13 protein-coding genes, 1 tRNA gene and 1 pseudogene are annotated in these 14,107 nt (G+C 42.0%); 6 read left to right on the forward strand and 9 right to left on the reverse strand.

Going from position 1 to position 14,107, the window contains the following annotated elements; genetic code table 11:
* Positions 1–3: 3 nt before the first annotated feature.
* The 4 genes and pseudogenes from ribH to tnpA form a co-directional block, all read right to left on the reverse strand.
* The gene (gene ribH, locus F947_RS08040; protein WP_004974350.1) at positions 4–474 is read right to left on the reverse strand and encodes a 6,7-dimethyl-8-ribityllumazine synthase; all 471 of its coding nucleotides are present in this window, start codon (positions 472–474) and stop codon (positions 4–6) included.
* Positions 475–485: 11 nt separating this feature from the next.
* Positions 486–1,607 (reverse strand): bifunctional 3,4-dihydroxy-2-butanone-4-phosphate synthase/GTP cyclohydrolase II, encoded by a 1,122-nt coding sequence (ribBA, locus tag F947_RS08045; RefSeq protein WP_004974352.1) that lies wholly within the window; start codon positions 1,605–1,607, stop codon positions 486–488.
* A 346-nt stretch (positions 1,608–1,953) separates the two neighbouring features.
* A pseudogene (locus tag F947_RS14340) lies at positions 1,954–2,123 on the reverse strand (secretion protein HlyD); the annotation flags it as partial.
* A 77-nt stretch (positions 2,124–2,200) separates the two neighbouring features.
* On the reverse strand, positions 2,201–2,599 hold the full coding sequence (gene tnpA / locus F947_RS08050; RefSeq protein WP_004970281.1) for an IS200/IS605 family transposase: 399 nt from the start codon (positions 2,597–2,599) through the stop codon (positions 2,201–2,203).
* A gap of 59 nt (positions 2,600–2,658) precedes the next feature.
* Between tnpA and F947_RS08055 the strand changes: the two genes are divergently transcribed.
* Together F947_RS08055 and F947_RS08060 are read left to right on the forward strand one after the other, a co-directional pair.
* Positions 2,659–3,966, forward strand: coding sequence for an RNA-guided endonuclease InsQ/TnpB family protein (locus tag F947_RS08055; protein ID WP_004974356.1), 1,308 nt, complete (start codon positions 2,659–2,661; stop codon positions 3,964–3,966).
* 282 nt (positions 3,967–4,248) lie between these two features.
* Positions 4,249–4,899 (forward strand): response regulator, encoded by a 651-nt coding sequence (locus tag F947_RS08060; protein ID WP_004974358.1) that lies wholly within the window; start codon positions 4,249–4,251, stop codon positions 4,897–4,899.
* 855 nt (positions 4,900–5,754) lie between these two features.
* Here F947_RS08060 and F947_RS08065 read toward each other — a convergent pair.
* Positions 5,755–5,845 (reverse strand) — tRNA-Ser (locus F947_RS08065).
* A 119-nt stretch (positions 5,846–5,964) separates the two neighbouring features.
* Between F947_RS08065 and F947_RS08070 the strand changes: the two genes are divergently transcribed.
* Entirely contained in the window at positions 5,965–7,845 is a 1,881-nt protein-coding gene (locus F947_RS08070) for a potassium transporter Kup (protein WP_004974367.1), read from the forward strand.
* An 83-nt stretch (positions 7,846–7,928) separates the two neighbouring features.
* On the opposite strand, the gene F947_RS08075 is transcribed toward F947_RS08070, so the two are convergent.
* Entirely contained in the window at positions 7,929–8,534 is a 606-nt protein-coding gene (locus tag F947_RS08075) for a hypothetical protein (protein ID WP_004974369.1), read from the reverse strand.
* A gap of 344 nt (positions 8,535–8,878) precedes the next feature.
* Between F947_RS08075 and F947_RS08080 the strand changes: the two genes are divergently transcribed.
* Both F947_RS08080 and F947_RS08085 read left to right on the forward strand, forming a co-directional pair.
* Entirely contained in the window at positions 8,879–9,955 is a 1,077-nt protein-coding gene (locus tag F947_RS08080) for a DNA/RNA non-specific endonuclease (RefSeq protein ID WP_004974371.1), read from the forward strand.
* A gap of 49 nt (positions 9,956–10,004) precedes the next feature.
* The gene (locus tag F947_RS08085) at positions 10,005–10,250 is read left to right on the forward strand and encodes a hypothetical protein (RefSeq protein WP_004974374.1); all 246 of its coding nucleotides are present in this window, start codon (positions 10,005–10,007) and stop codon (positions 10,248–10,250) included.
* A gap of 152 nt (positions 10,251–10,402) precedes the next feature.
* On the opposite strand, the gene aqpZ is transcribed toward F947_RS08085, so the two are convergent.
* Both aqpZ and F947_RS08095 read right to left on the reverse strand, forming a co-directional pair.
* Complete coding sequence (gene aqpZ / locus F947_RS08090; protein ID WP_042068713.1) at positions 10,403–11,053, reverse strand: aquaporin Z; 651 nt, start codon at positions 11,051–11,053, stop codon at positions 10,403–10,405.
* A 153-nt stretch (positions 11,054–11,206) separates the two neighbouring features.
* Positions 11,207–12,208, reverse strand: a complete 1,002-nt coding sequence (locus tag F947_RS08095; protein WP_004974378.1) for an AraC family transcriptional regulator — start codon at positions 12,206–12,208, stop codon at positions 11,207–11,209.
* 127 nt (positions 12,209–12,335) lie between these two features.
* Here F947_RS08095 and F947_RS08100 point away from each other — a divergent pair, with 127 nt between their 5' ends.
* Positions 12,336–12,950, forward strand: coding sequence for a hypothetical protein (locus tag F947_RS08100; protein WP_004974380.1), 615 nt, complete (start codon positions 12,336–12,338; stop codon positions 12,948–12,950).
* 351 nt (positions 12,951–13,301) lie between these two features.
* Here F947_RS08100 and hisF read toward each other — a convergent pair whose 3' ends face one another.
* Positions 13,302–14,060 (reverse strand): imidazole glycerol phosphate synthase subunit HisF, encoded by a 759-nt coding sequence (gene hisF, locus F947_RS08105; protein WP_004974384.1) that lies wholly within the window; start codon positions 14,058–14,060, stop codon positions 13,302–13,304.
* Between the last annotated feature and the right edge of the window lie 47 nt (positions 14,061–14,107).

The raw sequence follows: 14,107 nt of genomic DNA on the forward strand, positions 1-14,107 counted from the left end.
GCGTTAAATAGCCTTTAACAAGTTAACCATTTCAATTGCAGTTAAGGCAGCTTCACTTCCTTTATTACCTGCTTTTGTTCCAGAGCGTTCAATTGCTTGTTCAATACTATCCGTAGTCAATACACCGTTAATCACAGGTAAGCCAGTATCTAAACCAACCACACCTAAGCCTTTGGCACATTCGCCTGCAACAAAGTCAAAGTGTGGAGTGCTACCGCGAATCACTGCGCCGAGTGCAATAATGGCATCATAACCATTCGATGCAGCTAATTTTTTAGCCACAACAGGAAGTTCCCAAGCGCCTGGTGCATGAACAACGGTGATATTATCCTCTGATACGCCATGACGTTTCAATGTGTCAATTGCGCCATCAAGCAAATGCTCAACCACAAAACTATTAAAACGACCGACTAAAATCGCATAACGGCCTTCGCTAGCGAGATGTAATAAACCTTCAATACGGCGAATTGCCATAGCAACCTCGATTATTTCTCTGATGTTGGATCTGCGGTGATATATTCCACCACTTCTAAGTTAAAGCCTGATAAAGCATTGAAACGTAATGGTGAGCTGAGTAGCTTCATTTTTTCAACGCCTAAATCACGTAAAATTTGTGCACCCACGCCAATGGTTTGGTATTGCTGTGACAATGCAGCATTGGCTTTGCCTTGTTTCGGGGATTTAAGGCTGTCTAGGGCAGGGCCCAAGTCTTGCAATTGAGCTTGACCAATCCAGACCAAAACACCACGTTCACTGTTGGCAATTTCTTTTAAAGCACGGTCTAAATTCCAAGTTGCCGAACCATCTGCTTTTTTCAGCTTCAGCAAATCACGGGTTGGATTAAAACCATGCACACGTACTGTGGTAACGCCTTCTTTCGGCTCGCCTTTGACCAATGCCAAGTGAATGTCTGGGTTCCCCAGTTCACGGTAGCGATATAAGTCAAAAGTACCATATTCGGTGTCGATGCTTTGCTGATCCAAACGCTCTACAGTTTGTTCATTGGTCATGCGATAGTGGATTAAATCGGCAATAGTACCAATTTTTAACCCGTGCTTTTCAGCAAAAATTTCTAAATCTGGACGACGCGCCATCGTGCCGTCTTCATTGATGATTTCACAAATTACCGATGCAGGCTCTAAACCTGCCAAACGGGCAAGATCACAACCTGCTTCGGTATGTCCTGCACGGTGCAATACACCACCTGGCTGTGCCATGAGTGGGAAAATATGCCCAGGCTGAACAATATCGGCAGGCTTGGCATGTGCAGCGACAGCGGTTTGAATGGTATGCGCACGTTCTGCGGCAGAAATACCCGTGGTAATGCCTTTAGCAGCTTCAATCGACAAAGTAAAGTTCGTACCGTGTTGTGCACCATTGGCATCAACCATTAACGGTAGGTTTAATTGCTGGCAACGGTCACGACTTAAGGTTAAGCAAACAAGACCACGCGCGTGTGTGATCATGAAGTTGATATCTTCAGGGCGAACGTGGGTTGCGGCAATGACTAAATCACCTTCATTTTCACGATCTTCATCATCCATGAGGATGACCATTTTTCCTGCACGGATATCTGCTACAAGCTCTTCGACAGTATTGAGCGGCATCAACCTTCACCTTCTTATTTGTCTGAAACGACATTGAATGAGAGAGATGCATAGTCTAACGGTTTTTTACCTGTTTTGCCTATGCTTATCATTTTCATTGCGTGACTTATGGTTATACACAGTGTCATCAGGCTTGGAAAGAGGTGAAAAGGAGGATTTGCTGCGTTGCTGTAGATTGTTTAGGCAATTAAGATGAAATGCAAAATCTGTGAAAAATAAAACTGTAGAGGGCATAGGATATTATCGCCCTCATTCTCGCCTTCACTTGAGCCCAGTTGGGTTTTGGGAGAAGGCAAGAATCAGAGATGAGATAATTCATTAAATTCAGGTATAAGAGAATTTCTGTTTAGCGCTCACGTAAGGCTTCTTTGGCTTTGTTGAATGGTTTGATCAGATATTCCAACACCGTTTTTTCACCCGTTTTAATATCGACTGTTGCGACCATGCCCGGGGTATATCAAACGCTTGTCCTGCTTTGTTGCTGAGTTTGTCTGAATCGGTACGGATATAAACCCTTATCTTGGGATATTTTCTATCTCCAAGTGAAAGAGGACTCCACCCGTCAGTCAGGGTGGAGGTGAATTTCACAAATTTCAACCTTGTTGATTCTGAATATATTGTTTGATTATTTCCAAAGGCGCACCACCACAAGACCCTGCAAAATATGATCTTGACCATAAAACAGGTTTTGTATAATTCCCTCTCAAGTCTAAAAACTCATTTCGCATTCTTCTACTTGTTACAGACTTTAAATTATTAACCAATTTGCTTAACTGTACCGTTGGTGGATACTGAATAAGCATGTGAACATGGTCGGATTCACCATTACATTCCTTTAATTCAGCATCAAAATCTTTACATATTTCAGTTGCACACTCATTGAAATATTTATGATGCAACTCACCTAGTATTTTTTTTCGATATTTCGTTATAAAAACTAAATGAACATGAAGATTAAAGGCTGAATGTCGGTTTTTATATATCTCACTCATTGAAAAAATATACCTAAAATGTTAGAATCAGCACCATATTAACAGATACACACTCATTAATGAAAATCAACAAAGCGTATAAATTTAGGCTTGAGCCTAATGTCGAGCAAGAGGTTATTTTAAATAATCTCGTTGGCTCTGCACGCTTTGTTTGGAATCAAATATTAGCAATTTCATTTGAAATGTTTGCTCAAAATAAACACATTAATGCGGTGAATCTAGTAAAAAAGATAACAGCACTGAAAAAGAATCCTCAGTTTAGCTTTTTAGATGGAAATTCAAATGCTGTGTCACTTCAACAAAAAGTTCGTGATCTTGCATCAGCATGGGGGAAGTTTTTCAACCCTAAAGAACATGCTCGACTAAAAGAAAAAAAGCGCAAACCTAAGAAACCTAAATTTTTTAAATTGGCTGATGGTACTGAGGTTCAGTTGCGCCCACTTATGCCTAGATTTAAGAAAAAATCAGACGGTTATGATTCCATTCGCCTTGTACAATTCGATAAATACTGTTGGGTTAAAGGAAATAAACTCAAACTCCCTAATGGCGTAGGTGTTATTAAATTCAGGAAGTCGCAAGAGATTCTAGGCACAATAAAAAATGTGACGATCAGTAAGGTGTCAGGACGTTGGTACGTTTCATTCTGTACTGAAACAGAACTTAGTGAAATGCCGATCCACCCATCAAAATCAGCGATTGGTGTTGATCTTGGTGTTAAGAAATTAATCACTACCTCAAATGGTCAGGTCTTTGACCCGATCAATAGCTTTAAAACCAATCAGATTAAATTAGCTAGACTTCAACGGAAGCAGAGAAAGAAAGTTAAATTTAGTCAAAATTGGAAAAAGCTGAATTTTAAAATCAATAAACTACATCATCACATTGCCAATATTCGTCATGACTACTTGCAAAAAATCACTACAACGCTCAGCAAAAACCACGCAATGATTGCTGTTGAGGATTTAAAAGTAGCAAATATGTCGAAGTCAGCAAGTGGCACAATCGAAAATCAAGGAAAGAATGTAAAAGCTAAGTCAGGCTTAAACAAATCAATCCTAGATCAAGGTTGGGGCATGCTCGTTAGTATGTTGGAATATAAGCAACAATGGCGAGGTGGATTACTTGTAAAAGTTGATCCGAAGTACACAAGTCAAACCTGCTGTGAATGTGGTCATGTAGCAAAAGAAAACCGACAAACTCAAGCTAAATTTGAGTGTGTCGGATGCGGTTATGTTGCGAATGCGGATTTAAACGCATCTCGTAATATATTGTCGGCAGGACATGCCGTTTTGTCTGTGGAGGGTGGATGCGGTAAAGGTCGCCCTAAGAAGCAGAAAGCAAGCGAAATCCGTGAGGAAGTCGCCTAAGAGCTTTGCTTTTAGAATCCCCCACTTGAGTGAAAACGAAAGTGGTGGGAGTATGTCAATTCATATTACATCTTGTTTTGAGCGTTTTGGTTGTAAAATAAAACTGATTAAAAAATCCACAAAATGATCAACCTTTTTGACTGAGCGCTGAAAACATAAAAAATAAACGCTTTTCTGTGATTAATTGCACAATAAATGCAAAAAAGTCATGTCTTGCATATCCTTAATTGTCTTTGTGTGGTTAGAATATAACAACTGTGCCCAAGATCTCTCACGTCTGTTATGAATATATTAATCGTTGATGATCATCCGCTGTTTCGCCATGCCTTAATTCAGGCGGTTCGTTATAGCTTACCGCAAGCTCAAATTCATGAAACTGCTGCAGTTAATGAATTGTACGAACGTTTGGAAAATGGACCTGAGCCTGATCTTGTTTTATTGGACTTGAATTTACCAGGGGCATCGGGCTTTTCTGCATTGGTGCATGTGCGTGCGCAATATCCATCTATCCCAATTATTGTGGTGTCCGCTCACGAAGAAGCATCGATTATTCAACGTTCAATTGCGCATGGGGCGATGGGTTATATCCCAAAATCGGCACATCCGAGCCATATTGGTGAAGCAATTCGTCAAGTTTTAGAAGGTGAGATTTGGTTGCCGCCAAACTTGGCTGCGAATGTTAACTTTGACCCTCGCGCTGCAGATGAAACAGCTTTGGCTGAACGTATTCAGTCTTTAACACCACAGCAATTCCGTGTATTGATGATGGTGGCAGAAGGTTTGTTGAATAAACAAATTGCCTATGAATTAGATGTTTCTGAAGCGACGATTAAAGCGCATGTGACCGCAATTTTCCGTAAATTGGGTGTGCAAAATCGTACTCAGGCGGTATTGGCAATCAATGCTTTAAATATTGAAGAAAAGAAAATGTAAGATGTGACTGATCTGTAAAAGATGAGTTTAAAACCGCTATGTTGATCTGGAAGATTGAGCAGTGGTTTTTTATTGGGTGTTTGGTTGATAATGACCTTTTTAGAAAGCTAATTCACTTTAGGATGTGACATTTGGCGTTCAGGTTGTTGATGTGCTTAAAAACCTAAAAGGAATATTGTCTTATGTCTTTAGCTGTATGGCCTGAAACATATTCAGGCTGTCATGTCGATAAAACCGATAAAAATCGACATGAGAGAGTTGTCATGTCGATGACATAAACATATTTAGGTTGTCATGTTGATAAAATGAGTAAAAATCAACATGAGCTGAATAGCTATCAGTCTAATGCAGGCGATATGCTTCTTTCAGATTCTTAGGCTTTGATTATATCTGTACCCATAAATCCAATAGTGTGAAGTTGTCCGCAGCGGGAAAACCCGCCACTAATAAGAAATACATAGAAGGACGAATATATTTTAATAGTAATAGATGAATGGTGATTTGAATAAATCATACCTAAGTGAGTAGGGGGCTTCCCCCTATATGGGTTCAACTTTTAGAATTCACGATAACCAAGCCCGCCAGCCGTGATATGTGCTAGATTTCGATCATAGGTAATTATTTGGCTTTCTTTTCCGATGGTTTTATTTTTCTGACTTGAGCATCTGTAAGCATTGCAATGATTCCACAGAATTGGGGGTATAGTTTTGGGGGTAATTTATTATACCCCTAGTTATATCCCCAACTAGATCAAGCTTGCAATAGATAAAGTGGATTGCATTAAACATAAAAAAGGCCTAAACCCTTTAGATTCAAGCCCTTAAAACTACGGGATAATACCGTAAACAACTAATTTGGCGGTGAAAGAGGGATTCGAACCCTCGATACGCTATTAACGTATACACACTTTCCAGGCGTGCTCCTTCAGCCACTCGGACACTTCACCATAGGCGGTGGATAATAACCAAAAAATAGTACAAAGCCAAGTTGAAACATTTGATTTAGAGAAAAACTTTCAGCGTAGTGCTATGATTCTCAAAAATACCGTCTAAATCGAAGACACCTATGCAAAGTACTGCAAAAAAAGCAGCCTTACCCGTCATTACCTTGGCTGCACTCGGAGTTGTATTTGGGGATATCGGAACCAGTCCTCTGTACGCCTTCAGACAAACTTTTTTAACGGCTCATCTTGCAATTACCCAAGCCAGTGTATTGGGAATTTTATCCCTAATTTTCTGGTGCATGATGCTCACCATCAGCTTCAAATACGTCACTATCATTATGCGTGCCGATAACAATGGCGAAGGCGGGATCATGTCATTATTGGCATTGAACCTGCGCACCACCCGCATTGCCGAAGACAAAAAAATCTTTCTGATCGCACTTGGCTTTATTGGCGCATCACTTTTCTTTGGCGATGGTATTATCACCCCCGCTATTTCAGTATTGTCTGCCATTGAAGGACTAAGTATTGCCACGCCTATCTTTAATCAATGGCTCGTACCGCTCTCCATTGGTATTTTGGCAGGACTGTTCATTGTGCAGCGTCATGGTACAGGCACTATGGGCAAATTTTTTGGCCCACTGACTTTGCTGTGGTTTTTAGCCATTGGCGGTGCAGGGCTGCTCAGTATCATCCAAACCCCATTTGTATTGGCCATGGTCAGTCCACACTGGGCGTTTAACTTTGTAGTAGAGCAACCCTTTGTTGCATTTCTCACCATGGGTGCGGTGATTTTAACCATGACGGGTGGCGAAGCACTCTATGCCGATATGGGGCATTTTGGGCGGATGCCTATTCGCCTCGCGTGGTTTTTGATTGTCTTACCTTGCTTGTTATTGAATTACGCAGGACAAGGGGCATTATTGCTACGTAACCCTGCAGCAATTGAAAATCCGTTCTATATGTTGGTGCCTGAATGGGGCTTATACCCGATGATTGGTTTAGCCACAGCTGCAGCGGTGATCGCTTCTCAAGCGGTGATCACAGGGGTATTTTCAATGGTCAATCAGGCCATTCAATTGCGTTATTTACCACGCCTGACTGTACGTCACACGTCCGATGTTGAACGTGGTCAAATCTATTTGCCATTCATTAACTGGGCCTTATTTATTTCGGTGCTTATCTTAATTTTATTATTTGAAAATAGTGCCAGACTTGCCAGTGCTTATGGCGTGGCAGTGACCATGACCATGCTGTGTGGCACGATTTTAATTTCAGTGCTGGCCTATGGTTTTTGGCGTTGGCCGATGTGGAAAGTTGCCCTTTTTGCAGTGCCATTTTTAACCCTAGATTTAATTTTTGTGGCTTCGACCTCGCTCAAAATTGTGTCAGGGGGATGGGTGCCAATTTTAATTGGCGCCATCATGTATACCATTTTAATGACGTGGAAAGATGGTCGTGCATTGGTTTTCAATCGTTTGGAAAAAGATGCCTTGCCGATAGACCTATTCATTCACAGTATTAGTATGGGCAATGAAACCAAATTTGTCCCTGGCGATGCGATTTTCTTGACAGGTACGCCCAATATTGTGCCACATGCCATGTTGCATAATATTAAGCACAACAAGGTCTTACATGAACGCAATATCATGGTAACGGTCATCACGCGTGATATTCCATTTGTGGCGCAGCAAGATCGGATTCAAGTCGAAAAACTGGATGATCGTTTTTATCGGATTGCCATGTATTACGGTTTTAAAGATCAGCCAAATATTCCAAATGCCTTGAAACAAGCCTATGAACAGCTTGAGTTTGAATTCGATATGATGCAAATGAGCTTCTTTATTTCGCGTGATCGAATTGTGCATACGGTGGGCGATGGCATGTCACCGTGGCGTGAAAAACTGTTTATTTCAATGCAGCGCAATACCAGTCCTGTGAGTGATTTCTATCAAATTCCAACCAACCGTGTGGTGGAATTGGGTAGTCAAATCGAAATTTAAAAACTGCTCAATAGATTTTAAAAAACCAGCATTATAAAGTGCTGGTTTTTTATTTTTAGCTCAAGATTGGTCTTAAACAGATCTTATTGTTCCGTATCACTTGGTTGTAGATGGCTTAAATCTATATCGTTTACATCTGCGCCCTGTGCCGCAGGTGCTGTGGTTTCAAGCCGTTCAGTCGTGGGCAGATTGACTGCTGCTTGTTCAGATGCAGCAGGGTTTTGTGGTGCAGCATTTAGCGCTTCTGCGGTGACATCCACATCATCGCCAGCATTTACAGGTAAATCGGCTGAAGATGACAATAATGGCGCAGAGGTGGCTTGTATGTGTTGTTCGCTCACTTGCTCTGCCTGCGCTGCGTGTTGCAGTTCGGATTCAGTCCCGACAGGCATCGTCATCGGTACATTGTCTTGAGCCAGATTGGCTTGTTCGGCTGAAATTTGGTTTGCAGGCTGTTGCGCTATATTTTCTGCTGGACTTGTTAAGTTTGTATCTGTACTCGGTACAATGCGTATCTGACCATTGGCGATTAATTCTTGTAGTGAGCCTGCTTGCCCATTAATCGTGGTGCTTATTTTGACTTTAGATAAACTTTCTAAAGTATCACCTGCTTGAATGGGTGGTTCGGCAAAGGCAGAAATGCTGATACTGCTACCAACCAAAGCACAAGCAAAAAGATGAAAACGCATGTATTTCTCCATCAAAAATCGCAAAAATAAAGTTAAAACCAATTTAAATCGTCAATGACATCCAGCTAGAGCAGCGCAATGCGCTTGGGTGTCGCTGAGCGATGTCTTTAAGGTGTATTTAGCTTGGCAGATTCGCTAAAACGGATGCAATCAAATCTACCAAACTTGATCTAGACTGATGTCAAAAGTGCTTAAAACTCAGGCTGTGTATGGCTTTTGTGGTGTTATGGCGCGGGTTTTGTTTAATTGTTAGACGAACAAGAGGTGCTTCATATACAAGCTGTGAGTGGATTGTTAAGCTCGGGCAAACTCTGCGGATTTAGAGCGAAGTCACAGTAACGGTTATGGCAAGAAAACGGCGCAATTCCAACAACATTTGGACTCAAATTTTCAATCAAAACAGCTTGAAAGTGCTACTCGGTGTAGTGGCAACAGGGAGTTTTGTGATTGCTTTTGGTCAAGAAAAAATTAGCCAGTGGACTTCACTGGTGCCGAGTTCAGGAAATAGTGCTTGCCTAACCCAGTTCTATCGAGAAACGCCGCCCTATTTACTGAAAAATAGCCTGCAAAAAGACAGCTATCCGCTGTGTTTTAATGACTTTAATGTGATGTATTCAGGGGTATCCAAAACCCCGTTATGGGTGGCAGAAGCCTTAACACCAGCGCGTTTGAGTCAGCGGATTCCACGTGAAGATAACTTTCACGAAGAACCGCGCGTCAAAGCCGAGCATCGTGCGACTTTGCTGGATTATCGTGGTTCGGGTTATGACCGTGGACACATGGCACCGAATGCCGACATGACCAACTTGGCAGCCCAGTTTGACAGTTTTTCTTTGGCAAATATGGTGCCGCAAGCCCCTAAAAATAATCAGCAGGTCTGGCGTGAACTTGAAGAAGCCACCCGAGCGGTGGTGACTAAGCAAAAGCAAGATGTGTATGTGATTACGGGGCCAAGTTTTAATGCCAAGCGTCTAAAAACCATTGGGCAGGGCGTTATTGTGCCGACTGCGGTGTATAAAGCTGTGTATATGCCCAAAACAGGCGCGATAGGGGCTTATTACGCGCCCAATAACGACTCGTTACAGGTGCAAGTGGTGAGTGTCTGCTATTTAGAAGAACAGTTGGGCATTAATTTATTCCCACAATTAAGTGAAGAACAAAAGCGCAATACCTATAAATTGCCTTTGACTGCAAATGCTGTAAAAGCCAATACACCGATTGCCTACTCACATTGGGATGCAGAAAGCCAGTGCGCAGAAGATGTATCTGCTGAGCAATTACAAGCCTTGCAAACCGAATTTAAACGCTCAGGCAGTAGTCCTGCATCGGGTGCTAGCATTGATGCAGATACCCAAGATGCAATTGTGAAGCAATTGATTGAAGCTTTATTGCAATATATTTTACAGTTGTTGAAATCTTAAACTGGGTTAAGATGATGGATATTGCATCCTTCATGCTAAGGTGAATTCAATGTTTAAACCGTTTCAAAATGGGACTGAATCACATGCGATTCATGACTTAACCTTAGAAAATGATTTAGATTGCATCAATGTGTATGGCAATTTGCAAATCAGCAAAGATCAGGCGGGTTTACAGGCAGCCAAAGCACTACAGGCTTTTTTGAATGAAGTTGTTGCAACTTTGGAGCAGACTCCGAATCTGCCTGAAAAGTTAGATCGTCCCGAAGCGGGTGAAATTGAAAATCCATTTTTATAATGGATGCCATCTCAAGATATTAAATCTACTTTAATCTGCTCATCTAAGCCATTAAAAAGCCCGTTCAAACGCTTGAACGGGCTTTGTTGTTTTGTGTGTTTTTAGATAAATCCCAGACATCTTGAAAAGCTGTGGATTTAAAGTTTTGAAGATCAGTCTTCAGCTTTTGCCATAGCGCGATACAGCACCGCACCAATCACCGCACCTACAATCGGTGCAACCCAGAAAGCCCAAAGCTGGCTGAGTGCTGCAGTTTCAGCAAAGAACGCCACACCTGTACTACGTGCAGGGTTCACGGAAGTATTGGTTACAGGAATACTGATCAGATGGATTAAGGTCAGTGCCAAACCAATTGCAATTGGAGCAAAACCTGCAGGTGCACGTTTGGCGGTTGCACCCATAATCACCATCAAAAAGCCAGCAGTGAGTACCACTTCAATCAATAATACTGAACTGAGGGCATATTTTCCTGGAGATAAATCACCATAACCGTTGGTCGCGAAACCGCCTGTGTCTGCAAAACCTGCCTGACCCTGTACAATCAGATACAACACCAGTGCGGCCAGAGTCGCACCAATAATTTGTGAAATAATATACGGTGCGAGTTCTTTGGCTTCAAAACGTCCACCTGCCCACAAACCAATACTGACTGCAGGGTTAAATTGACCACCTGAAATGTGCCCAAGTGCATAGGCCGCGGTTAATACGGTCAGACCGAACGCGAGGGATACCCCCACAAAACCAATGCCCAATTCAGGAAAAGCTGCAGCCAATACCGCACTACCACAACCACCAAATACCAGCTAGAATGTGCCAGCCAGTTCTGCGAAATACTTATTCAATTTGATTCTCCAGTGCTTATTTTTTGAGTTAATTGATCAAACTTCAATTAAATTTATCGCATTTTAGATCGATATTGTGATGAATTTAACATAAATTAAAGTAAAAAGAAGCAATCATGAAGCACGTTGCATCCGCCATTGTTGTGGTGTGTGCTGCGTCCATTGTTTAAACGCACGCTGAAAGGCACTTTGTTCTGAATAACCCAGCAATAGCGCAATTTCTTGCAGACTTAAATGTGGGTCTTGTAAATATTGTTCTGCCAATAAACAGCGTACTTCCTGCATGCGTTTTTGGTAGGTCGTGCCTTGCTGTTGCAAATGACGTTGCAACTGACGTACAGAAATATGTAATTGCTGAGCAATATGTTCAATTTGATACATATTTTTTTGCAGCCCCGTCAAAATGGCTTGCTGTAAACGCTGATCGGTTTGGGTGCTATTCGGTAGCTTTTCCAATAAGGCTTGTGCCTGTTGCAACAATAAATGCTGTAAGGTCTGATCGCCCTGATGAAAGGGTTTTGCCAGTTCGGAAACAGGCAGCAACACTTGGGTAATTGGCTGAGAAAAACGCACTTTGCAATGAAAATACTGCTCATACAGTGCAATATTTTTAGGCGCAGGATGATGAAAATGTACTTCGTGCAGGCAAATATCTTCAAACTGCATAAAGTGCTTCAAAAATTCCATCATTAAAGCAATGGCAATTTCATCGGTTAATTGTGTGGTCATGTGCACGGGCAATTCTGACCAACGAATGGATAAATAATCGTTTTGTGCTTCGACTTGCAACGGGCCACCATCGTAAATCAAGCGATGAAAATCGTGGTAACGCTGTAATGCTTCACCCAGATGATCACAGGACAAGGCTAAATACGCAATGATGCCTAAATGTTTGGGCTGCACGTATTTGGCAATTTCCAAACCCAAAGCAGGTTGTGGTAATTGTTGCTCCAAAGTGCTGAGCAAGTCACGCCAGAGGGCATAGTCAAAACGTTCCAGATTTTGAATCTGATGTAATTTTTCTGGAATGGGCAGCTTTTTTGCTTGGTAATAGCACATCAATAAATGCCCTAAGCCACCATAGACCGAGCCCGTATATTCTTTGAATTGTTGCATGTGTTATCGGTTTATTTTTGTCGTCATTTGTCAATGATATTGATTTTTTTGGTCAAGATCTAGTCAATCTCACATGCCTATAGTGAACATCAGAGTCAAGATGTCCTGTGTTTAAGGAGAAATAGCGATGTGGAAAGGATTTCTAGCAGGTTTGGTGGTTGCCAATGGTTTTGAATGGGTGGCACATAAATATATTTTGCACGGAACGCATCGAGCAGGGCAGCGCCGTTATAGCCCTGTGCCCGAAAGCATGAAATCACACTGGGAACATCATCGTGAAGTGCGTAAAACCAGTTTTCACGATCATGGCTATGTCGAAGGGATTCGCAACTGGCGTACCAAAAATGAAATTGTGTCTTTGGCTGTCGTGGCAACGGTGGCCAGTGGCGTGTTCTATCCTATTTCTAAGGGCATGAGTCTAGCTGCGCTATATAGTGCTGCGAATTATTATTATATTCATCGTCGTGCGCATTTAGAGCCAGATTGGGCAGTCAAAAAAATTCCGTGGCATTATGACCATCACATGAACAGCAATCAGGATGCGAACTGGTGCGTGACCAAACCGTGGTTTGATTATATTTTAGGAACGCGAGTCATTTCAGCACCTGCCTTACAGGAGCAAAATCCGTTAGGCATTGCCTTACCTCGGGTGATTGCACAGGGTTTAAACCATCTGTCTGCTGCATATTTTCCTGCCAAATGGGTCGAGAAAAAATTAGCTGTGGCAGAACGAGTCGCCTAAACGGTATAGGTGCTTATGACGCTTTAAACTGACTGATTTGGCAAGGCTTGTCGCAAATGGTCAATATTTTTGGTGTTTTTGGTCAATATTTCTGCTGAAATGCTGAATATATTATGTGCAGTGAAATACCTAAGGGTATTTTGAGCGAATTTAATTGTTTATTGCTTTGTTTTATTTATTTTTTTAAATTTAAAAGATATAAAAACTTCATCGCTGTGGTTTTTTGAGTTAATAGGAGTCTTCGGACTCCTTTTTTTCTGCCTGTATTTTGGGCTAAATAAAAAAGTGTAACCCGAAGATTACACTTTTAAAGCTCAAAAACTAAAGTCTAAAACAGTTTTGTTTTAGAAATTACAAACGCATTTCAATGCCTTGCGCTGCCAAATATTGTTTGGCTTCTGGAATAGTGTGCTGACCAAAGTGGAAAATTGAGGCAGCTAGTACCGCATCTGCACCGCCTTTTAAAATACCATCTGCCAAGTGCTGTAAATTACCTACACCGCCAGACGCAATGGTGGGTACAGTTACACGGTCATTGATGGCACGCATGAGCGCCAAGTCATAGCCTGCCTTGGTACCATCGGCATCCATTGAAGTGACCAATAGCTCACCTGCGCCGTAGTCTGCCATTTTCACTGCCCATTCAATGGCATCAATACCTGTTGGTTTACGACCACCGTGGGTGAAAATTTCCCATTTGTTATCACCCGTTTTTTTCGCATCAATGGCAACTACAATACATTGCGCGCCAAAACGCTGTGAGGCTTCTTGCACAAATTCAGGGTTAAACACGGCTGCAGAGTTAATGCTGACTTTATCTGCACCTGCGTTCAATAATAGGCGAATGTCTTCAACCTTGCGCACGCCACCACCAACGGTGAGGGGCACGAACACGGTTTCTGCCATACGCTCTACAGTACGGTAAGTGGTATCACGACCATGATGGGTAGCGGTAATGTCTAAAAAGGTGATTTCATCGGCACCTTGTTCATTATAACGACGCGCCACTTCGACAGGGTCGCCCGCATCACGAATATCAAGGAATTGCACGCCCTTAACCACGCGACCATTATCTACGTCTAGGCAAGGAATAATACGTTTCGCTAGCATAAATTTTTCCAATTATTACAGCCGATTATGAAACTCACCCACACAAG

This window comes from Acinetobacter towneri DSM 14962 = CIP 107472, from assembly GCF_000368785.1.
GTDB classification, from domain to species: Bacteria; Pseudomonadota; Gammaproteobacteria; order Pseudomonadales; family Moraxellaceae; genus Acinetobacter; species Acinetobacter towneri.